The sequence below is a fragment of the Sporosarcina koreensis genome (assembly GCF_000826145.2).
Lineage (GTDB): Bacteria > Bacillota > Bacilli > Bacillales_A > Planococcaceae > Sporosarcina > Sporosarcina trichiuri.
Map to the genome: position 1 here is coordinate 15,477 of NZ_LN651333.1, position 21,344 is coordinate 36,820.

22 protein-coding genes and 1 other annotated feature are annotated in these 21,344 nt (G+C 55.1%); of the genes, 11 read left to right on the plus strand and 11 right to left on the minus strand.

From position 1 onward, the window contains the following. Positions 1-22 precede the first annotated feature (22 nt). From BN1190_RS00080 to BN1190_RS00090, 3 genes are all read right to left on the minus strand, one after another. The gene (locus BN1190_RS00080) at positions 23-1,765 is read right to left on the minus strand and encodes a methyl-accepting chemotaxis protein (RefSeq protein WP_040285003.1); all 1,743 of its coding nucleotides are present in this window, start codon (positions 1,763-1,765) and stop codon (positions 23-25) included. Positions 1,766-1,909: 144 nt separating this feature from the next. After that, positions 1,910-3,349, minus strand: a complete 1,440-nt coding sequence (gene proS / locus BN1190_RS00085) for a proline--tRNA ligase (RefSeq protein ID WP_040285004.1) — start codon at positions 3,347-3,349, stop codon at positions 1,910-1,912. Between the two features lie 69 nt (positions 3,350-3,418). Further along, positions 3,419-3,641 (minus strand) — a binding site (T-box leader). Between the two features lie 54 nt (positions 3,642-3,695). Further along, positions 3,696-4,904 carry a CDP-glycerol glycerophosphotransferase family protein gene (locus BN1190_RS00090; protein WP_052461602.1) on the minus strand — a complete coding sequence of 403 codons (1,209 nt, stop codon included), beginning with the start codon at positions 4,902-4,904 and terminating at the stop codon, positions 3,696-3,698. Between the two features lie 187 nt (positions 4,905-5,091). On the opposite strand from BN1190_RS00090, the gene BN1190_RS00095 reads away from it, so the two are divergent. From BN1190_RS00095 to BN1190_RS00120, 6 genes are all read left to right on the plus strand, one after another. Then, positions 5,092-5,655 carry an RNA polymerase sigma factor gene (locus BN1190_RS00095; protein ID WP_040285005.1) on the plus strand — a complete coding sequence of 188 codons (564 nt, stop codon included), beginning with the start codon at positions 5,092-5,094 and terminating at the stop codon, positions 5,653-5,655. Then, positions 5,648-6,382 (plus strand): anti-sigma factor, encoded by a 735-nt coding sequence (locus BN1190_RS00100; protein ID WP_040285006.1) that lies wholly within the window; start codon positions 5,648-5,650, stop codon positions 6,380-6,382. Before BN1190_RS00095 ends, BN1190_RS00100 begins: the two co-directional genes overlap by 8 nt. Positions 6,383-6,508: 126 nt before the next feature. Continuing rightward, on the plus strand, positions 6,509-7,867 hold the full coding sequence (locus BN1190_RS00105) for a copper amine oxidase (RefSeq protein ID WP_040285007.1): 1,359 nt from the start codon (positions 6,509-6,511) through the stop codon (positions 7,865-7,867). Between the two features lie 52 nt (positions 7,868-7,919). Further along, on the plus strand, positions 7,920-8,558 hold the full coding sequence (locus BN1190_RS00110; RefSeq protein ID WP_040285008.1) for a class F sortase: 639 nt from the start codon (positions 7,920-7,922) through the stop codon (positions 8,556-8,558). Between the two features lie 52 nt (positions 8,559-8,610). Then, positions 8,611-9,543 carry a catalase gene (locus BN1190_RS00115; RefSeq protein ID WP_052461603.1) on the plus strand — a complete coding sequence of 311 codons (933 nt, stop codon included), beginning with the start codon at positions 8,611-8,613 and terminating at the stop codon, positions 9,541-9,543. Between the two features lie 439 nt (positions 9,544-9,982). Continuing rightward, positions 9,983-10,408 (plus strand): YugN family protein, encoded by a 426-nt coding sequence (locus tag BN1190_RS00120; RefSeq protein WP_040285009.1) that lies wholly within the window; start codon positions 9,983-9,985, stop codon positions 10,406-10,408. A 54-nt stretch (positions 10,409-10,462) separates the two neighbouring features. Here BN1190_RS00120 and BN1190_RS00125 read toward each other — a convergent pair whose 3' ends face one another. Further along, positions 10,463-10,924, minus strand: a complete 462-nt coding sequence (locus BN1190_RS00125) for a helix-turn-helix transcriptional regulator (RefSeq protein WP_040285010.1) — start codon at positions 10,922-10,924, stop codon at positions 10,463-10,465. 133 nt (positions 10,925-11,057) lie between these two features. Between BN1190_RS00125 and BN1190_RS00130 the strand changes: the two genes are divergently transcribed. Next, positions 11,058-11,636, plus strand: a complete 579-nt coding sequence (locus BN1190_RS00130; protein WP_244898639.1) for a YdcF family protein — start codon at positions 11,058-11,060, stop codon at positions 11,634-11,636. Between the two features lie 46 nt (positions 11,637-11,682). Here BN1190_RS00130 and BN1190_RS00135 read toward each other — a convergent pair whose 3' ends face one another. Then, complete coding sequence (locus tag BN1190_RS00135; RefSeq protein ID WP_040285012.1) at positions 11,683-12,120, minus strand: GatB/YqeY domain-containing protein; 438 nt, start codon at positions 12,118-12,120, stop codon at positions 11,683-11,685. Positions 12,121-12,261: 141 nt separating this feature from the next. Continuing rightward, complete coding sequence (locus BN1190_RS00140) at positions 12,262-12,495, minus strand: YkuS family protein (RefSeq protein ID WP_040285013.1); 234 nt, start codon at positions 12,493-12,495, stop codon at positions 12,262-12,264. A 186-nt stretch (positions 12,496-12,681) separates the two neighbouring features. On the opposite strand from BN1190_RS00140, the gene BN1190_RS00145 reads away from it, so the two are divergent. Next, positions 12,682-13,500: a hypothetical protein gene (locus tag BN1190_RS00145; protein ID WP_040285014.1), complete on the plus strand. Its 819-nt coding sequence runs from the start codon at positions 12,682-12,684 to the stop codon at positions 13,498-13,500. A gap of 38 nt (positions 13,501-13,538) precedes the next feature. On the opposite strand, the gene BN1190_RS00150 is transcribed toward BN1190_RS00145, so the two are convergent. From BN1190_RS00150 to tatA, 5 genes are all read right to left on the minus strand, one after another. Further along, positions 13,539-14,087, minus strand: coding sequence for a GNAT family N-acetyltransferase (locus tag BN1190_RS00150; RefSeq protein ID WP_244898641.1), 549 nt, complete (start codon positions 14,085-14,087; stop codon positions 13,539-13,541). Then, positions 14,063-14,632, minus strand: coding sequence for a hypothetical protein (locus BN1190_RS00155; protein ID WP_144036056.1), 570 nt, complete (start codon positions 14,630-14,632; stop codon positions 14,063-14,065). The genes BN1190_RS00150 and BN1190_RS00155 overlap by 25 nt, the downstream gene beginning before the upstream one ends. Before the next feature lie 9 nt (positions 14,633-14,641). After that, positions 14,642-16,006 carry an FUSC family protein gene (locus BN1190_RS00160; protein WP_040285016.1) on the minus strand — a complete coding sequence of 455 codons (1,365 nt, stop codon included), beginning with the start codon at positions 16,004-16,006 and terminating at the stop codon, positions 14,642-14,644. A 182-nt stretch (positions 16,007-16,188) separates the two neighbouring features. Next, positions 16,189-17,094, minus strand: a complete 906-nt coding sequence (gene tatC / locus BN1190_RS00165) for a twin-arginine translocase subunit TatC (RefSeq protein ID WP_082023210.1) — start codon at positions 17,092-17,094, stop codon at positions 16,189-16,191. 8 nt (positions 17,095-17,102) lie between these two features. Further along, entirely contained in the window at positions 17,103-17,300 is a 198-nt protein-coding gene (tatA, locus tag BN1190_RS00170) for a twin-arginine translocase TatA/TatE family subunit (protein WP_040285155.1), read from the minus strand. 427 nt (positions 17,301-17,727) lie between these two features. Between tatA and BN1190_RS00175 the strand changes: the two genes are divergently transcribed. From BN1190_RS00175 to BN1190_RS00185, 3 genes are read left to right on the plus strand one after another with little or no spacing between them, the layout of a single operon-like run. Beyond that, positions 17,728-18,477 (plus strand): DeoR/GlpR family DNA-binding transcription regulator, encoded by a 750-nt coding sequence (locus BN1190_RS00175; RefSeq protein ID WP_040285017.1) that lies wholly within the window; start codon positions 17,728-17,730, stop codon positions 18,475-18,477. Then, entirely contained in the window at positions 18,474-19,403 is a 930-nt protein-coding gene (gene pfkB / locus BN1190_RS00180; RefSeq protein ID WP_040285018.1) for a 1-phosphofructokinase, read from the plus strand. Before BN1190_RS00175 ends, pfkB begins: the two co-directional genes overlap by 4 nt. Beyond that, the gene (locus BN1190_RS00185) at positions 19,400-21,295 is read left to right on the plus strand and encodes a PTS fructose transporter subunit IIABC (protein ID WP_040285019.1); all 1,896 of its coding nucleotides are present in this window, start codon (positions 19,400-19,402) and stop codon (positions 21,293-21,295) included. The genes pfkB and BN1190_RS00185 overlap by 4 nt, the downstream gene beginning before the upstream one ends. Positions 21,296-21,344 lie beyond the last annotated feature (49 nt).

The window sequence follows — 21,344 nt, forward strand, 5'->3', positions numbered from 1 at the left end:
CGGACAGCTTTTTACCTGTTGCTTATAATGTAAACTTACGAACGGATTCCTGAAGCCCTTCCGCCATTTTCGCAAGCGTTTCCGAGGCAGCTGCGATTTCTTCCATGGACGCCGTCTGTTCTTCGGCAGTTGCAGCGATCGTCTCTGCATGACTTGCGGACTGCATCGCGATGGCTGCCGTCTGTCCGACGACTTCCGCCATGCGGGTGGATTCTTCCCTGTTCCGCATGGTACTTTCCGATACACCTTCAATTTGGCTTGAAATACTTTGGATGGACTCTGAAATCTTGCTGAAAAGCGCGCCGGTTTCTTCCACAAGCCCCGTTCCCAGTTTGACCGCTTCGTTCCCCCGTACGATTGCAGACACTGAGTGCCCGATATCCTGCTGGATCGCCCGGATCAGGGTACCTACCTGAGCTGCGGCATTTGACGACTGTTCCGCAAGTTTCCGGACTTCATCCGCCACGACAGCAAATCCTCTGCCATTTTCCCCGGCTCTCGCCGCTTCGATCGCAGCATTCAGCGCAAGGAGGTTCGTCTGTTCGGCGACATCAGTGATCAGCCCTGCAATCTTACCGATTTCAGCGGATTTGTTTCCAAGTTCGTTGACATATCCGGACGCCGCATCCGTTTCGGTCTGGATCGTCATCATATGGTCCACAGCGCGTGTAACCGATTCTGTTCCGTCGGACGCAAGATTCACCGTGAGACCTACAGTCTGTCCTGCCTGTTCCATCTCTTCCGCCGCACGCTCCATGTCAGTTGACAGGTGCAGGGCTGCTTCGTTCGCAGTTTCCGTCTGGCCGAGCTGTCCGTCGATGCCTTCCGCAAGCTGCTGGATCGATTCCGAAACGTGTTCGACGGAACGGCTCGTCTCTTCACTGCTTGCCGACAGTTCTTCCGACGTTGCTGCGACTTGCATGGATGCGTTCGACACCTGATCGATCATCTCTTTCAGGTTGCCGGACATCTGGTTCGTGTAGAGTGCCAGTTCACCGATTTCATCCTGGTTGCGGACAGCACCCAATTCCCCGGACAAGTCCCCTTTCGCCACATCGGCGACGTGCCGCGTGATGCGGGCAAGCGGTTTTGACAGGTGGCCGGAAAACCAGATGATCAGCAGTCCGCCGAGGATCAGCGATACAGCCAGTACGACGCCGAGCACCGTCAGCAGTGTTTTCGACTCACTGTTGAAATCCATCAGGTAGGAGCCGGCTGCCACGTTCCAGCCCCACTCCGGAAATGATTGCGCATAGACGATTTTCGGCGCAGTCTTGTCCGTGCCCGGCACGGCAAAGTCGAACGTCAGGAAACCGCCGCCCTTTTGCGCTGTCTTGATGGTCTCAAGTGTCGTCATCATGCCATCCTCTGTCTTCGAACCGCTCAGATCCTCGCCTTCTTTGACAGGATGGGCCAGTGCCGTTCCGTCGTCACCCAGGACGAAGAAGTAGCCGTATTCCCCCATGTCGACTTTCGACTCGATCGTCCGTGTCCCGTCGCTCTGCATCGGACCAATCAGCTGCTCTTTCGCCTGTTCCTGAGCTTCTTCCAGTGTCAGACCGCCTTTGTCCACTCTGTCCTGCAGTGTTTCCAGCAGATCGATCGCCATCGTGACGTCGTTCTGGAGACCGGTGGAACCGATATCATTCAAACTGTTTTTCGCCAATATGTAGCCGCTCAATCCGATGATCAGACTCGGAACGACCAGCAGCAGTGCTGAGATCAGGACGAGTTTTGTCCGGATTTTCATCTTTAGATTCGTCATTATCTCCCCTTCTGCCCTCTATATCGGCCGGAGGTGAGCATTTATGACTGATTTCACGTTTTTTAATGGTTCGGCGGATAGGCACCGCCGGCCGGTCAACTGAAAGCGCACCGTCCCTGAAGAGGACGGTGCGCTGCAGGCGGATCAGTATGCGCGGGCAAACCAGACGGTGTGCTTCGCTTCTTTTCCGCAATTGATGCATGACTGTTTTTCCATTGGCGGGTTGAATGGGATGTTGCGTGTCGTAAATTTTGTCTCTTCCTTCACATGTTCCTCGCACGCATCGTCGCCGCACCAGCCGGCCAAGATCCAGCCCGGGATTTCGCCTTTTTCAGCGGACGTTTCGATATGCTGTTTCAGCTCATCCAGCGTGTCGATATCCGTGTGGGAGTTCTCGTCCCGGAACTTGCGGGCTTTTTCAAGCAGGCGGGTCTGCATCGCCGTGAGTTCCTGTTCGATCGTTTCGGCTAGACCTTCAAGAGGGCGCGCGGTTTTCCCGTCTTCGTCGCGCATCTTCACCATCGCATGATCGCTTTCCAGATCGCGCGGTCCGAGTTCGATGCGGAGCGGCACACCTTTCAGCTCCCATTCGTTGAACTTGTAGCCAGGAGACTGATCGGAATCATCAAGACGTACACGGATGCCTTTGGCTTTCAGTTCCGCGAACAGACCGTCAAGTTTTTCCATGATGGCCGGGTTCTTTTTCCATGGACCGACCGGTATCAGAACGACTTGTGTCGGCGCCACACGCGGCGGGAGGACGAGACCCTGCTCGTCGCCATGGACCATGATGACAGAGCCGATCAGACGGGTCGATGTTCCCCACGATGTCGTATGGACGAATTCGTGGCGGTTCTCTTTTGTCAGATATTTGATGTCGAATGCTTCTGCGAACTTTGTGCCGAGGTAGTGGGATGTCCCTGCCTGCACAGCCTTTCCGTCCTTCATCATCGCTTCGATGGAATAGGTGTCGACGGCTCCCGCAAACCGTTCGGACGGGGTCTTCTGACCGTCATAGACCGGAATCGCAAGCAGCTCCTCCACGACTTCCTTGTAGATGTTGAGCATCTGCATCGTTTCGTGGCGTGCCTCTTCCTCATCGGCATGGGCGGTGTGCCCTTCCTGCCAGAGGAACTCGGACGTCCGGATGAACGGAAGTGTCTTCTTTTCCCAGCGGAAGACGTTTGCCCATTGGTTGATGAGCACAGGCAGATCACGGTAGCTCTTGATCCAGTCGCTGTACAGATGACCGATCATCGTCTCGGATGTCGGACGGAGGGCCAGCTTCTCCTCCAGCTGCTCGCCTGCCGCTTCTGTCACCCACGGGAGTTCCGGCGAGAAGCCTTCGATGTGGTCTTTCTCTTTTTGGAAGAATGATTCAGGGATCAGCATCGGGAAGTAGGCGTTGCGGTGGCCGGTTTCCTTGAATCGGCGGTCCATCTCATCCTGGATGTGCTCCCAGATTTCGAAGCCATCCGGTTTGAAGGCGATGCATCCGCGGACGGGTGTATAATCCATCAGGTCCGCTTTCTGGATTGTGTCAATGTACCACTTTGAAAAATCGTTCTGCTGCTCATTTGTCATAGCTGCTCCTCCTGTTCCATGTTGGCCGCTGAAGTTTCCGGCGCAAAAAAACACACAGCGCTGTCCTGTTGCAAGGACGTCACTGTGTGTCTGACGCGGTACCACCTTCGTTCGGAAAGTCAGGGTATTCCGGCTGACTTTCCCTCTGTCGTTTCGTAACGGGACGAACCGGCCGTGTTTGCACGGCATCTCCGCGGTAGGGTTCGAGCCGGTTGAAGTGGCAGGACTCTCAGCGCATGTCCTGCTTTCTGTATCACGATTCCGGTCTACTTGGCCGCTTCAGCGATCACTATTTCCTCTACTATACCAAACAAATGGTGCTCCGGCAATGCCGGACAGCAGCTCCTCACCGTACCGCAGGCGCGGCGTGTCCGTCCTTCGCAAACATATGGAAGGCAAGACGCTCGCAATTTTTTCCGTCCGTGAAATCGACGTACTCGGACAGTTCCGGAAATCTCGGGTTCCCCGGGTTTCCGCCGTCCAGTACGGTTGCAAGTGCACCGGCCGCTTCTTCGATAATGCGCGCCTTATATCCGAGGAGATCCTTGTCCAGGTCGAGATAGGACCCCCGCATCTTGAGGAACGCTTCCTGGTCGAATGTGAAGAAGATGACAGGGCGGTTCATATAGACGAAATCCCAGAAGATGCTCGAGTAATCGGTGATGAGCATATCAGACCGGTGGATCTCCTCACGGATGGAAATGTCGTCGAACGTCCGGAATTCCATCCGCGTGCTGTCGATGCCGAGCCGTTTGAAGTGGTTTTCAAACCGTTTCATGAACGGATGGAGGACGACCTTCAGTCTGGCGTCGTGATCCGCCAGCAGCCGCTGGAATTCCGCGTTCTTCAGCAGCCCCTCCGTCGCCCGGAAATAGTCGCTCGCCATGAAGTCCTCTTCAGACAAATCCATCAGTGTTTCCCGCCATGTCATCATGAAAAGGATGTCACGCACCTTCTCAGCCGGCGAGTTGTACGGCAGCCGGTCGAACCGTGCCATACCGGTCACCGGCAGCTTCTGTTCCGGCATCCCCCACTCATCCCGTTTAATGCCGCGTTCATACCGCGAAGCGCAATTGAAGACGTCGCATCGTTCCAGCAAAGGCACATCCTCCGGCATGATGAGGATCTTCTTGAAGCATTCGATGCCATGGCTGATATGCACCATCGTCGTTTTCTTGTTCCAGAATATGTACTTATCAATTCCCGGCGCGATGTCATACATGAGTGAATGGCCATGAACCGTGTAGGCCGCCCGGAAAAACAGCAGGTAATTGCGGAAACTGCCAAGCGGAACCCCATCTTCGATCCCCTTCTTTTCCACATAATCGGTGTCCGGGTCGTACATCCAGTGGATGCTGTACCGCTCCCGGAAGTTGGCCATGAGATACTCATGGAAGGCAGCCGCATTGTCTTCGTATTTCTCGCCCAGATTGCCGCCGACCAGGATGATCGGTTTTTTCACACGACGCGGCAATAGCCCGGCAGCCAGATAAGCGCCGGCGGTTTTGATGAATGTCGTCAGCCCTTGAAAGGGTCTCTTGCGTTTCAGTTCCATAAAACCAGTTCCCCCTGACTGCACTTTTTAGTTAGTCATATACCCTTTCCTGCACACCCGGAAACCACTTTTCTTTCCGGACAATGATCGGTTTTCGTTTTCATTCCGTTAGCTTACTGACGGCTCTTCGCGCGGCATTTATCGTATTATGGTATTCTAGGTGAAAAGTATGGAAAAGAGGCTTCGGATGAAACCTACAGACGACGGAACATTATATGGACTCGCCGTTTCGAAAGACCGCCGGGCTTTCGAACTGCTGTACGACCGATATGAAAAGCTCGTCTTTTCGTTCGCATACCGGATCGCTTCGGACCGTGAAATCGCAGAGGAAGTGGTGCAGGATGTCTTTGTGAAGATCTGGAACGGCTCCGCCGTGTACGAGCCGGACAAAGGAGCATTTTCGTCCTGGCTGCTGACGGTGACGCGCAACAAAGCGATCGATGAGCTGCGGCGCCTGCAGCGCCATGATCACGAACCGATGATTGAAAAGGATGCCCTGCTCGAGCAGCCCGGCAGTGTCGAAAAGACGGCCGAGTGGCACGAACAGCAGACGGAGATCCGCACAGCTGTCCGGGAACTGAAACCGGATCAGCGGGAAATCATTGAATTATTCTATTTCAAGGGAATGAGTCAGCAGAAGATCGCCGACCATTGTGAGCTGCCGCTCGGCACGGTGAAAGGCCGCATCCGGCTGGCATTGAAAAAAATGAGAGGGTTCATTACCAAGGAAGGAGGGACGCCGTATGAATGAAAACTGCAGCCGGCTGATCGATTACTTCAACCGCGCACTGACACCTGAAGAGACCGCTGAGTTCGAACAGCATTTGTCTGAGTGCCCTGCCTGCCGCGCGGAACTCGATGAACTGCGCAGTCTGACAGAGGGACTGCCCTACCTTTCCGACGAAATCGGCGTCCCTGCCGGTTTGAAATCGAACGTGTTCGCTGCGATCGATGCAGAACCTGAGGCTCAATCCGCAGGTGAACCCAGCCTCAAAGCGGGAACTGTAACGGCGTTCCCTGAAAAGCGTCGCGGACCGGCCATTCCTATTCTGGCTGCTGCACTGGTCGCGTCGCTGATGACCAATGCGTATTTGGCGACAGCCGATCGCTCCGCCAGTCCTCCTATCGAAGAACGGAACTGGGAAATTGCCGGGAAAGCGATGCTTGCGCCGCAAGAAGTGGGCAATCAGTCGAATGCCGTCGCCCTGGTCCTGTCCGATGGGAACATCCGGGAACTTGTTGTCGATGCGGAAAACCTTCCGCAGCTATCAGAAGGAGAGCTGTTCCAAGTATGGATTCTTGACGACGGGGCACCGAAACCGTCTGGGGCGTTCCAGTCCTCCGGGGATGGCAGCGGCACGATCACACATCCGCTCGGCAGTGAGGTGCTGTCGTTCGATACAGTCGCTATCACAATCGAAAAAGAAGAAGGACTCCCTGCACCGGAAGGTCCCATCATTCTCGCAGGCAGCCTGTAAACCTGTACTCCGAAAGCCGCCGATACTGGCGGTTTTTTTATTTCTCCGAAGTTTTCCCGCACAAAAGTGATCCATCTGCAGATCCCTCCCGTTAGCTGTATACAAAACAGAAAAGGAGAGATTACGATGAACTACAAAAAACTAGCAGCAATTCCATTGAGTGTTTCCCTCCTGCTTCCTATGGGAGCTGTCGCAAGTGCAGCGGACCACGGCCATGGTGAGGCGCCGATGAGCGTCTCCAACAAAGCGACTGACCTGAGAGCGGCACTGGACTCGATTTTGTCGGAACACGCCTACCTTGCAATTGTGGCGATGCAGAAAGGCATTGACGGGGCGAAAGATTTTGACGCAGCCGCCGGGCAGCTGAACGAAAACACGGACGAACTGTCGGCCGCGATCGCTTCGGTCTACGGAGAGGAAGCCGGAATGCAGTTCAAGGAAATCTGGAGCAGTCATATCGGCTATTTTGTCGACTATGTGAAAGCGACGGCCGCAAACGACGAAGATGGCCGTAAGGAAGCCGTCAAGAACCTCGACGGCTACCGCGTGAAGAATGCCGAGTTCCTGTCCAAAGCGACAGAGAACCGCCTGAAAGCGTCCGACCTCGAGAAAGGACTGAAGATGCACGTCGATCAGCTGATCTGGGCATTCGATAATTACAATGCAGGTGACTTCGAGAAAACCTATGACGAAATCACGGAATCCATGATGCATATGTTCGAACCCGGCAAAGGGATTGCCTGGGCGATCACCGATCAGTTCCCGGACAAGTTCGACAATCAGTCCGTCGATACGCCCGCAGCTGATCTGCGCGAACAGCTGAATAACCAGTTCTCCACACATGCGGCTTTGGCAATTCTCGCCATGCAGAAAGGCATTGACGGAGCGAAAGATTTCGATGCGTCAGCTGCAGAGCTGAACGGCAACACCGAAGACCTGACAAAATCGATCGAGTCGGTCTACGGCAAAGAGGGCGCCCAGCAGTTCCATGAAATCTGGAGCAGTCACATCGGCTACTTCGTCGATTATGTCAAGGCGACTGCCGCGGATGATGAGGAAGGGCGCCAAAAAGCGGTCGCGAACCTCGACGACTACCGTATGAAGCAGGCCGCCATGCTGGAATCGGCGACAGAAGGGCGTCTGAAAGCAGCGGACCTCGAAGAAGGGCTCAAAGTGCACGTCGACCAGCTGCTGGCTGCATTCAACAAGTATCATGACGGTGACTATGAAGGCGCTTACGACGATATCCATGAAGCATACTCCCATATGTTCGGTGTAGGAACGATGATGACAGGCGCGATCGTCGATCAGTTCCCCGATAAATTCGCCGGCAATATGCCTGCCGATATGCCGAAAACGGGGCTCGGCGGCATGAGCCAGTCCGCCGACCATCAGACACCGATGTGGCTCGTCATCAGCCTTCTGCTGACGATAGCGGCCGGTGCAGTCGTAATCCGCAAGGCAAACACAGCACGGAACGAGTAACCGGAGAGGGGGAAGATTCCCCTCTTTTTTGTTTCAGAAAGGAGTGAGTTACATGAAACGGCAGATTGTGCTTTCCGCTGTATTGGCAGGAATGATTGCCGCAGGATGCAGTCAGCAGGAAGCTTCCGTCCCTGGGGAAATTTCCGCTGAAGCTCCAGCAGCGGATACCGGCAGCTCCCAGTCCGTCCCTGCGCCGAGTGCGGAAGGGAAACTGCTGAAGAAAGAAGACAGCGGGATCGTTCCTGCTTCGATTGAGATTCCTGAACTCGGCATCCGCACGGACATCGAATCGGTCGGCACCCTTCCGAATGGCCAGATGGGCGTCCCCCAGGATGTGAACCACGTCGGCTGGTTCGAACCCGGCACCCTGCCCGGCAGTCAGGGAAGCGCCGTCATGGCCGGCCATATCGACTCGCTGACCGGTCCTGCAATCTTTTACAAGCTCGATAAGCTAAAACAGGGCGACGAGGTCATCGTGAGCGGGGAAGATGGGGAACAGATGACCTTTTCAGTTACACGGTCGGAAACATATCCGAGGGATGCCGCACCCATCCAAGACATTTTCGGCTTCTCCTATGGCAGCCGGCTGAACCTGATCACCTGCACGGGGGAGTTCAACCGCCAGGCGAAAACCCATGAAGAACGGCTCGTCGTCTACACGGAACTCAAAGAGAACGGGCAGGCGGATTGAAAACAGCCGGCACGGGTATAGGTCAGCAATGAGGAAAAGGAGATGTCCCCCTATGCAATCCAACCGTGTTTCAAACTCACCTTCCCCGCAGGAAGCTGTCACGATCATCGAGAACATCGCAGGCCGGTTCCCCGGTTTCCGCCGGGCGCATGCAAAAGGGATCGGTTTACGTGCACAGTTCACCCCGAATGGAAATGCTGAACCGTTCACCCAGGCAGACTTTTTGAGTGGCGGGACGGTCGATGTCACTGTGCGGTTTTCACACAGTGCGCCCATGCCTGATCAGAAGGAGCGGTTCGTCCCCATCAAAGGGATGTCCGTGCAGTTCCCTCAGCCATCCGTCAGGCCGGTCTCACTTGTCATGGTGAATGCCCCGGTTTTCCCGACGAAGACACCGGAAGCTTTCATGCGGCTGATCCAGGTGCTCGGAATGAAGGAAATCCCGTTCAGGGAACGTCTCGAGCTGCTGCGGGAGGACACCGAACTGCATACCGTACCGGCCCTGCTGAAGAAACTGAAGACCCCATCCAGCTTTGCGCTGACACAGTTCTGGGCGCTGCATGCCTATATCCTGTCCACGGCAGGAGGAACCGGGCAGCCTGTCCGCTTCACGTGGGTCCCCGCGAGGACAGAGTGGTCGCTGCCCTTCTCCACCGGTGACATGGAACTCGAGCTGCTCGAACGCATGGCGGACGGCCCTGTCCGGTTCCGGCTGCTGATGACACTCGCTTCACCCGAGGATCCCACGGACGATCCGTCTGCAGTTTGGCCCGATGAACGTCCGGTCATCGATGTCGGCGTGCTGACACTTGGCGAAAAGCGCCAGGACAACGCCGAGGATCTCGTATTCGATCCGACAGCGGAAGCGCCCGGTTTCGGCTGCTCGGATGATCCGGTACTGAAATACCGCTCACCCGTCTACCAGGAATCCCTGCGACGGCGGCAATCGGAGCGGAATATCCGAAAACCGGAACAGCCGTTCTGACGGCTGTTCCGGTTTTCACGTGCGGCGGACCGATGACTTCCGTGGACCGATGACTACCGTGAACCCGGCAGTTTTTCCGGATTTCTTCTGCGCCAGGAAGATAAACACCGCTTTACCGACACTCGCGCATGAATTCCGCTGCACCAGGAAGATAAACACCGCTTAACCGACACTCGCGCTGGAATTCCGCTGTACCGGGTAGATAAACACCGTTTTACCGACACTCGCGTCCGAATTCCGCTGCGCCAGGAAGATAAACACCGCTTAACCGACATTCGCACCCGTTTTCTTCTGCACCAAGAAGATAGACCTGCAGCCTGCGGTACTGCTCTTCCCCGGCCGGTCATACAATACCTCATAGGGCCTGCAGGGTTTCGGGTGAACTCTTTACGGGTACGGTAAGATTATTAAACTGTATTTGAGACTAGGAGGGATTCCCTTGATCGCTTTGAAAAGCAAAATCGAAGGAACAATGAGCATATTTGGAGATGCCCAGAAATTATTTAACGCAGAAGGTATGGAACTCGGCGGCGGCTGGGAATACGATCACGGCACATTCGATACCATTCTGTACAAGCGGAAGGAAATCACGATCTACTTGCGTGTGCCGTTCAAAGTGCTGCAAGGTGAACTGGATTCCAATAATGCTGTCATTCAATTCGGGACACCATTCCTCATCAAGCACGTCATGAATATCGGGCTAGACCAAGAAGAGAGTGCAACGATGACTGTCTCAGGTTTGGAGCAGTTCCAAGCGCCCGAAGACAAAGACGCGCCAATCGATCGCAAAGAGGAATTCGCCACGGAAGCCGGCAAAAAACTGGATCGGATCGTAGACGATGTCACGTTCGCCACGGTCGGCTAATCGGTTACATAGCAAAACTGCCCTCTCCGTCGCTTGGAGAAGGCAGTTTTTTTGTCAGGCTCCTTGATTTTTCAGCAGTTCCCGGAAGCGTTCGAGCGCCTCCTCCTCGTCAAACGTACTGAACCAGACGTAATCGTCTGCGTCCAGAATGCGGTAATGCTGGCTGATCAGATTTTGCTGGATCCGGTATTGCCCCTCCTGCTCGATCCCCCGCCACCATACTTTTCCGCCGAGCGTCTTGCCTTTCGGGCGGTCCAGCCCGTTATGGGCAACCGTACGGACGACTTCCAGCGGCGCGTCCCCTAAGAGTGACTGGATGATCTCGCTGTCCGAAAACAGAGCGATCATCGCCACGACTGTTGTCCAGCTTGCAAGCGTCCGTTCCTTCTCGATCTGGACGAGCGTTTTTTTCGACATACCAAGGACGGCCGCCATTGTCTCCTGTGAATAGCCTGCCTCGGTCCTGATGAGCAGTGTCCTGCGGGAAATCTGCTCGATGATCTGTTCCTGGTTCATAGCTCCACCTCGCTATGTGTAATTTTACACGATACCGGTCTGTTAATCAAAATTCGGCAACTTCCTTCATCAGACAGCGTCTTGTAATGAACTGCAGCAGAATGGCATACATTAGAGGAACGGGGCGTTTAACATGTCGAAGGGGAAATGGATTATGGTGGTCGGCTGTGCGGGTGTTCTGGTGCTTGCAGCCTGCTGGTTCAGTACGGGGTACACCATGAAGAAAGCGGTACGGAATGCAGCGGATGGGAGCAGCGCCTACGCAATCATCCTCGGGGCGAAAGTGAACGGAACTGTTCCATCTAAGTCGCTGCAGTACCGTCTGGAGGCTGCCTTCGACTATGCGGAAAAGCATCCTGGAGTCATTTTGGTCCTGTCAGGCGGGCAGGGGCCGGATGAGGGTGTCAGTGAAGGCGCCGCCATGCGGGACTACTTAGTGACCCGCGGGCTTCCGGAGGAGCGTCTGCTCGTCGAGGACCAGTCCACGTCCACATATGAGAATCTCGTGAATTCCAAACGGCTTCTGCCGGCCGGCCAGTCGAAGGTGACGCTGATCACGAGCGATTATCATGTTGCGCGTGCCGGGATACTCGCCAAGAGGATCGGACTGGATTGGGACGCAGTGCCTGCCGAAACTCCCCAGTCTGTCAAAGTGAAAACCGACATACGCGAGCGGCTCGCTCTATTGAAGACATGGGTCGCCGGGAAATAAAAAACGCAGCAAGCGCTCTTCCGCGTCCCGCTGCGTTTTTGGGTATTCAGCTGTTCAAATACTCCTTGACCGCCTGCGAAACGACTTTTCCTTCTGCCCGGCCTGCTGCCGCCTTCATGACAGTCCCTACTGCCTGCCCCATCGGCGTCTCTTTCGTTATGCCGAGCGTTGGGATAAGCTCCTTGACTTCTTCAGCTGACAGCTGTTTCGGCAAGTAGTTCTCGATGACAGTGATTTTCTCTTTCTCCGCTGCGATAATATCTTCGCGGCCTGCTTTCTCCCCTTCTTCGAGCGACTGTTTTGTCTGCTTCAGTTCGCGCTGGACGACTTTCAGTTCCTCTTCTTCCGTCAATTCCCGCTGGAGTGTCAGCTCCTGGTTTTGAATCCCGGCGCGCAGAAGGTTGATGACACCTTTCTTGACGGTGTCCTTTTCTTTCATCGCTGTCTTCATGTCAGCCAGCAATTGTGTTTTCAACTCCGACATACGGATCCCTCATTTCAATAGTGTCGTTCCCCTTCAGTATACCGAATCCGCCCGGCCTGTTGCACGGACAATGTCCGATGTACTGCCGGCTGCAGCAAAAAGCACAGTCTCCGGAGAGACTGTGCTTCGTATGTTCACTTATCAGCGTGCGAGGCGCTTTTCAGCGTCTGCCACGACGTCATCCACGGAATTCCCTTCGATACTGATTACCGGGAAATCGTACTGGTCGACGTTGACATCGCTCAGTGCGCGGACAACTCCAAGATCGTAGCCGCTCAGTTTTTCGTCGGATTCACACATTGTCACTGTGTGCCCTTTTTCCTCAAGCGCTTTCTTCACATCGTCAAACGGTTTTTCCACTGCAATTTTAGCCATTGCCTGATTCCTCCTTAGAACTAATCATTATCTTATCGTCATAGTACTGTCTTTCCCTTCCGGCAGCGAACTAAACCTGTTTCCTACGTACCAGGAAGCCAGTGTAAAAATTGTGTCCTTGTGAACAGGTTCACACCTCGTCCGTAAGGGTATCCATTGACTAAGTATGTGAAGGAAGTGATTAGTATGTTCGGTTTAGCAGATCTCGGTGCATTGGTAATCTCCGCATTCATCATCATGCCGGTTGTCATCTTCATCCGTGAATGCGGCTATTTGCTGATCACTCTGTTTTTAGGGGTCCGCAATCCGCGTCTGACAGTCGGGGCTGGCCCCCGTCTGATCCAATTCGGCATTTTTGATATCCGGAAATATTATCATTTATACAGCTGGTTCTCATTCGATAAAATCAGAAATCCCAGCAATGCAAAATATATTATGATCTATGCGGCGCCCATCATTACAAATATGATAGTTGCTCTCGGACTAAATGCACTCATTGCAAATGGCTATATGGAAGATATGGCCCGATTCTGGAACCGGTTCATCTTCTATGCGTTTTTCTATGTGCTGTTCGATGCCATCCCGATGATCATGAATAACGGAAAACCGAACAACGGCATGATCATCTACGAATTGCTGCGATACGGCAAACGGGTCGATTACAACCGCGACAATCTGATTCCGAGCACCGAACAGATGGAAGAGGATTACGACCGGGAGATGAAAAAGATCGAGGAAGCCGAAGAGAAACTGGAACAGGAAGTTGAAGACGCCCCTGATCAGGCAGCTGCCGAAAAGCATGTCATCAAGAAATTGAGTAAGATGAGTGAGAAACGGACCGCTGCGCGGGAAGTCAAAGCGGAGGCGGAAAAGATGGAGGACGAGGCGGAACAGGAAGAAGAAGAGCTGGATAAAACAGATCAAGGGAAAAACCAAGACCGCCATGAGGATGAAGATCATAAGGAAAACAAAGCAAGCGATGAGGATGCCGGCAGGCCAAACTGACAGCCTCTCCTCGCAGAAAAGCCCTGTTTACAGAAGAATCAGCCGTTCCAATCCCGCCTCATAATATGCTCGCCGTTCACGTCACGCTCGTCCGTGAAACGGAAGCCGAGTTTCTCGTAGATGCCTATCGCCGGCGCATTATCCGGGTAGACGCTGAGATAGATCGGCTGTCCGCCGTACTCTTCCAGCACCCGTTCTGTCAGGAGGGCCATGAATGCCTTGCCATACCCTCTCCCCTGGTAGCGTTCGTCGATCAGAAGACGATCGATCCACAGTCTGCCATTCCGTCCTTCTCCTTCGAAGAAACCGTACATGGCGAAGCCGACGAGCACACCGCCTGCATACAGGCCCACCGGACGGAACTGCCGCCACGCCACCGCGTCTTCCAGACATTCATACGGTGTTTCGATGAACTCCTTCTGGGATTCCGCCACGTGGAGTGCCAGGATCTCCCGGTAGTTCTCTGCTGTTACGTCATGAATGTGCAGATCCATGACTTTCAACCCTTTCTGCTGCACGGCGCAGGCCTGCTGCGCTTTCGTGCGATCACACTTCCCTGACGTTACGCCTGCCGGCTGAGTTGCCAATCCAGGCGATCCGTCACAATGCGGTCAAACTTCGTCCCCAGTTCCATCAAGATACTGAGGATCACTTTGTTCTCCAGAACCGGTTCGGACAGAAGGCGCTGCCGGATCTGGTCTGTCATCTCCGCGAATGACTTGTGCTCCGACCACGTCTCTTGCATGCCGGCAAGGATCTCGGCTGCCTGCTCTGTCATATCCGGACGTATTCCGTGAAGCTCTTTCCACATCAGCAGCTCGTACATCGTATTGGCTGCAAGCCGACGCGGTGCGAACAGTTCATCCGGGGCTTCCTGGCCGGCCGTCTGCAGGTTGACACGCGCCCGCTCTTCGATCATCGTGCTGATGATCAGCAGGTTCTTCACACTGTGGCTGCCCGCCGCTGTCTGGCCGGCAACAGCGTCTTTGGCCTCCGCCAGCATGGAGGTCAGAGTATCCGTCGACATCTCCTCCAGATGGTCATTGGCATCCGTCAACTTATACGGGAAGACGAATCGGTTCACCAGAAGTGCGATACCGACACCCGCAAGCACCATCAGCAGCCGCTCCACCGTCAGGAACTACGTCTCATTCGTGATGAGCGCCACCGAACCGATTGCCGAAAACGTCACGAGGATGGTGCTGTATCTGTACACTTTCACGTAACTCATCAAGTAGCCGGCCAGCAGCAGCAGACCGGTGCGTACCGGATTCGACGGAAAGAGGGTGAAGACGATCCAGACGAGGATCGCACCGACAATGGTCGCGAAGATCCGGTCCCTCATCTTCTTATGGGATTGTTCATAGAACGGGATGATGACGGACAGGACCGTAAACATCATCCACCGGCCTTCCGCCAGTTCGAAATAATCCATGAGGAAGCCTGAAATCGCGATCCCGGTCGCCATACGCACTGCATAGGACAGCTTCAGAGACGTCACATGGTTCGGTGCGGAACCGAGTGTCAGCTTCTTGAACTTCAGCGGTATCTCTTCGAACTTGCGGGTGATCTTCCGTATCTCGGGTGCCAGCTCCTCAAGGGCCAGCAGGCTGTCCGTCAAATAATCGACGTTATTCAGCAATCTCAGCTGGACGGAGGATTCCGGCGGATTGGAACGGTAGCTCTCCAGAATCTGCTCGGACTCCCGGCTTATGGCGGCTGCGTCGATCACCTTCCCTTCACTGTCCGCGATATGACTGAGCAGCGCACGGACATTCGCAACGACCCCGCCTGCATCATGCCGCGGTTCCAGAGAGTCGAGCAAGGTATCGATTTTCTCGAGGGCTGCTGAGATATTGAGGCGAAGGCGTCCTTCCTCGGTCAGATAGTAATCTTCCTCCCGCTGATCGTAAATCATGGAACGGAGGGAGCCGATCGATTTCCGGATGTTTTCGTTTTCATCATCCGCCGCTTCCCCTGCAATCTTTTTATCCATTTTCGAAATCAACGCCGTACAGATTGTCTTGACCAGCGGGTCGCTATTCTTCGTCAGCCGCTTCCGGTTTGCGAGCATCTGCAGCCCCATGATCGAGACAGCTCCTGCGACAAGAGCAACGAGTCGAAGCGGCAATTCGGATGCTGTCACCGGGATTGCCAGCAGGAACAGATACTGCAGCGAGAACGGCAAGTACAGCGGTTTTTTCAGATTAAAGATCAGCGTGTAGCTGATGATGAACATCATGACGAAATGGATCGGCACAGCTGCCCATACCGAGAACCCCGCCGCGAACGCAGCGAGCCCCGTCAGCAAGTTGAGCCCTGCAAATTTTACGGTGTTGGCCACCGGATGGATGGTGAGGTCCCGTTCCAGCAGCATGAGCATCGCAGTGATCGTGGATACGCCGATCAGGATATTCTGCTGGCCGAAGAGCTGGCCGAACAGCAGGATATACGCCATGATCCCCCCAAATAGTAATGGGTCCCCAATGATTTTCTTTTTGTCCATCTGTGATTTCCTCTCCATCAATAGTTGAATGATGTACTGCCGCTTTGAATTTCAAACAGTAATTTTAACACTTAACTATCTAAAAGACGATGAGGGCTGCTCAATGTTCTTCAAAAAGGAGAAAAATTATTTCGATATCGTGACAGCATACAAAAAAACACTGAGCCAATAGCCCAGTGCGATTAAACAGCATCCGCTTCGGCAACCCGGCGCTCGGTCCGGGTGACGAGAAAGATACTGGCTTCATATAAGGCGATCATCGGTATGAGGATGATCAGCTGGCTGAAAAAGTCCGGCGGTGTGATCAGGGCTGACACGACGGCCAGTATGATGTACGACCATTTCCTGACCTTCTTCAATGTGCCTGATGTCAGAATACCGATGGCCGATAAGAACAGCGCGACGACCGGCAGTTCAAACAGCAGTCCGATCGGCATGGTGGTCATCAGGAGAAAGCGTGCGTATTCCTGTGCAGTTACCATGACATCGAAATTCATCTTCCCGAGGGTGATAAGAAAATTATAGCTGAGCGGATTGACGACAAAGTAACCGAACGCAAGGCCGCCTGCGAACAGCAGGAAGATGACCGGCGAGTACAAGCTCAGAAAACGGCTTTCTTTCTCCGTAAGGCCCGGTTTCACGAACTGCCAGAGGAAATGGCAGAGAAACGGCACCGACAGCCCAAAGGCGAGAGCCGCCGAGATAGTTGTGTAGAACGACACAACTTCCATCGGACTGAGCACGATCAGCTTATAGCCCCTTGTAACGTATGAGAACCATAAGTTGATGGTACTGAATGTGGCCACGAAGAACAGCAGGAATACGGCCACACTCTTAATGAGCTGCTTCCTGAGTTCCGTCAGATGCTCGACCAAATTCGACTCATCGTCGCCAGGCCCTTCCGGTGAACGATCCGGAGGGATGTTGGTCGGATAGCCATTCTCATCCGTATATGGGACGGCCGGAGTTTTCTGTTCCTGCTCGTCCAGCGCCTCAGATTTCAGCTCGGCAGTGATTTCCGCGTCCTTTTGGTTCAATTGATCCTCTGTGCTTGCCCGGTTATGAGTGTCCTCGTTTTTCGGCTTCATCGTATCACCTACTTCTCTGTTTCAGCGGGTTTCTTCACATCTGCCTTTTCATCATCATCCATGATATCTTTTGCGGATTTCTTGAACTCCGCAAGCGTCTTGCCGACTGCGGAACCGACTTCCGGCAATTTGCGGGGACCGAACAAAATCAGTACGATAACCAAGATAATAATGAGCCCGGGTACTCCGATTGCTGCTAAGTTCATCTTCTTCCTCCCCTTCCTGCTGCGCTTGGCCGGTCTGCCGGCAAGCAGCAAAGTTATTTATCCTTTACCCTGTTTTACAGGATGAACACACGCTGCCAAGATATTTATCATTCTTTTCCCGGCGGATCGGCACGGCTGCCGCTGTTCAGCAGTATGCCCGCCTGCACGCGCGTTCAGACACTCGGCACAGCACCAGCGGCCGCAAAATTCCAGCTGCATCGCCGATGTCGTTTCATGTCGAATGATTGGGCAATTTTATCAAACTTATCCGTTTGCGTCAATAACTATTTCGAAAAACGAACTAGTTTACCGGTAAAATAATTTGAATGTTTTTGAACGTTTTTGATCGCAAAAGATTGATTTCTGAACTTTCCATGGATATAATAGAGGCAGGATCAGCAGGTAACCCATGAAGGAGGGACCCGGAATGCTGGAACAGGAACGTCACAAAAAGATTTTGCAGCTCCTCGAGGAACGCCCGGTCATCCGCCTCCAGGAACTGATAGAGAATATCGGAGCGTCGGAATCGACCATCCGGCGGGATCTGATCGAGCTGGAGCACCGGAAGCGGCTGAAACGGGTGCATGGCGGTGCTTCACGTCTGCAAGGGAAACTGGCAGAATCATCGATGGCCGAGAAAACCTCCAAAAACCTTCAGGAAAAACAGAGCATCGGACGCCTTGCCGCTTCACTCGTACAGCCGGACGATACGATCTACCTGGACGCCGGCTCCACCGTCTATGAAATGATCCGTCATCTGCCGCCGGCCATCACCGTGGTGACCAACGGAATCACCCATCTGGACGCCTTGCTGGAGGCGGGCTGTAAGACGATTTTGACCGGCGGCACCGCTAAGCCGTCCACCAAGGCACTGATCGGCCGCGGAGCACTCTCTGCACTTGCCCGATACCGGTTCGATAAATGCTTCCTCGGCGTGAATGCTCTGCATCCGGAATATGGGCTGACCACGCCGGACGAAGAGGAAGCGGCCGTCAAGGAGATGGCGCTGTCGCTCTCCCGTGAATCGTATGCACTTGCGGACCCTTCGAAATTCTTCGAAGTTTCGTTCGCCCGTTTTGCAGAACTGGATGAGGTGACGGTCCTGTCGACGCACGGCAGTCTGGAAACGCTGCAATCATTCCCGGAATCCCTGAAACGGATGGTGACTTCCCCATGATCTATACAGTGACACTCAATCCATCACTCGACTACCTGCTTTCATTCGATTCACTGGCTGCCGGCTCGCTGAACCGAGCGGCGGAAGCCCGATATCTGCCGGGCGGCAAAGGCAACAATGTCGCCCAAGTATTGACATCCCTCGGCGGTGATGCGACCGCTCTCGGTTTTACGGGCGGTTTCACAGGCCGGGAGCTTGAACGGCTGCTGGCCCACTCAGGTGTCCGTTCCGATTTCATCCACGTTGACGGGGACACACGCGTCAATGTCAAGATCCGCGCCGGACAGGAGACGGAAATCAATGCAGCCGGACCTGCAATCAGTGAGCTGCAGTTCCGGAAACTCGCCGATCAGGTGCGCGGCATGGCGGCCGGCGATGTGCTGGTGCTGTCAGGCAGCATCCCGGCTTCCCTGCCGGCGGACGCATACGAACAGCTTGCGGACATCTGCCGCACAGCCGGCTGCCGGTTCACTGTGGACGCTGAGGGCAGTGCTTTGCGGAAGACGCTGAAATACAGACCACTGCTCGTCAAACCGAACCATCACGAGCTTGCCGCGCTCATCGGGACGGCCATCCGGACGAAGGAAGAGGCAGCGCTCCATGCCCGGACGCTCATCGATGAAGGGGCTGAACAGGTGATCGTCTCGCTCGCCGGTGAAGGCGCCGTGTACGTCAGCGCCGAAGAGACATACCTTGCAAATGCGCCGGCCGGCCGGGTTCGCGGATCTGTCGGTGCAGGCGACTCGATGGTGGCCGGATTCCTCGCGGCCACGGCCGCCGGAAAGTCGGCTGCCGAAGCATTCCGTGCCGGCATTGCGGCAGGCAGTGCCACAGCATTCTCGGATCGACTTTGTACGGCGGAGGAAGCGGCCGCTCTCATACCGCGGATCACGGTCACCCAATTTGAAGGAGGGGACAGGAAATGAGGATTACAGAACTGCTGACAGCTGAGACGATTGAGCTCGATCTGAAAGGGACAGGAAAACAGGCGGTCATCGACGAACTGACCGGCGTGCTCGACCGGGCTGGTAAACTTGCCGATCCGGCCGCTTTCAAAGAGGCGATCCTGGCACGGGAAGCCCAGACGACCACCGGGATCGGAGATGGTGTCGCCATCCCGCATGCGAAGACGGCGGCCGTCCGGACACCGGCCATCGCTTTTGGGCGGTCGCTTGCCGGCGCGGATTATGAGTCATTGGATGGGCAGCCTGCACATCTGTTCTTCATGATCGCCGCGGAGGATGGCGCGAACCGCATGCATTTGAAAGCGCTCGCACGCCTGTCGACCGTCCTGATGAACGAGAAGGTGCGTGCCGAGCTCCTTTCAGCCGTTTCGAAAGACGAAGTGCTGGCGCTGATCGATGCGCATGATGAACCTGATGAGCAGCCGCAGGAACAGCCGGCAGCGGAAGTGCCTGCAGACAGCAGCAAACCGTTCGTCGTCGCTGTCACGGCCTGCCCGACCGGCATTGCGCATACGTATATGTCCGCCGATTCCCTGAAGAACAAAGCCGCAGAACTGGGTATCCCGTTCAAGGTGGAGACGAACGGCTCCGGCGGCGCGCAGAATATCCTGACTGCTGAAGAGATCGAGCGGGCAACCGCCGTCATCGTCGCGGCCGACACGAATGTCTCCATGGGCCGCTTCGCCGGGAAGCATGTCATCGAAGTTCCGGTCGCGGAAGGCATCCGCAAGCCGAAGGAGCTTCTCGAGCGGGCGGTGAAACAGGACGCTCCCGTCTATCGGCAGCAAGCCGGCGATGGTGAAGGAGCTGCTGAAGGTGCCGGGAAGAAAGGCATCGGGGCGACGATCTACAAGCATCTCATGAGCGGCGTGTCCAATATGCTGCCGTTCGTTATCGGCGGCGGGATCCTGATTGCGCTCGGCTTCCTGTTCGGTCCGAACTCGGCTGATCCGAATGATCCCACGTACAACTCGTTTGCAGCTGCGCTCAATACGATCGGCGGGGGCAATGCGTTCACCCTCATGATTCCGGTCTTGGCCGGGTTCATCGCGATGAGCATCGCGGATCGTCCCGGTTTCGCACCCGGCATGGTCGGCGGACTGATGGCTGCGACTAGCAATGCCGGCTTCCTTGGCGGCATCATTGCAGGTTTCCTCGGCGGGTACCTCGTCGTCGGGCTGAAGAAGTGGCTCGCGCCGATGCCGGCTTCCCTGAACGGCATCAAGACGATCCTGCTCTATCCGCTGCTCGGTATCGCGATCACCGGCCTGATCATGCATTACGTCGTCAATACCCCGTTCAGTGCCTTGAACACGGCAATCTCCGCATGGCTGACGGGTCTTGGCACAGGCAATGCCGTCCTGCTCGGCGTCGTCCTCGGCCTCATGATGGCAATCGACATGGGCGGGCCCATCAACAAAGCGGCCTACCTGTTCGGTACCGGACTGATTGCAAGCGGTGTGTATGAGCCGATGGCGGCCATCATGGCCGGCGGGATGGTACCGCCGCTCGCCATCGCGATTTCGACGACGGTGTTCCGGCGCAAGTATTCCCAGCAGCAGCGGGAAGCCGGGAAAGTGAACTACATCATGGGACTGTCGTTCATCACCGAAGGGGCAATCCCGTTCGCTGCTGCCGATCCGCTCCGTGTCATCCCGTGTGTCATGGCAGGCGCCGGAATCGCAGGCGGCCTGTCGATGGCGTTCAATATCGGACTGCAGGCACCGCATGGCGGCGTGTTCGTCTTCCCGCTTGTCGACGGCAGCTGGATGCTCTACCTCCTGTCGGTAATTATCGGTGCGGTTGTCTCGGCTGTTCTGCTCGGCCTGGTGAAAAAACCGGTACCTGCTTAAAGAATAGGAAAACCCGCATATCCCGGAGTGACGGGGCATGCGGGTTTTC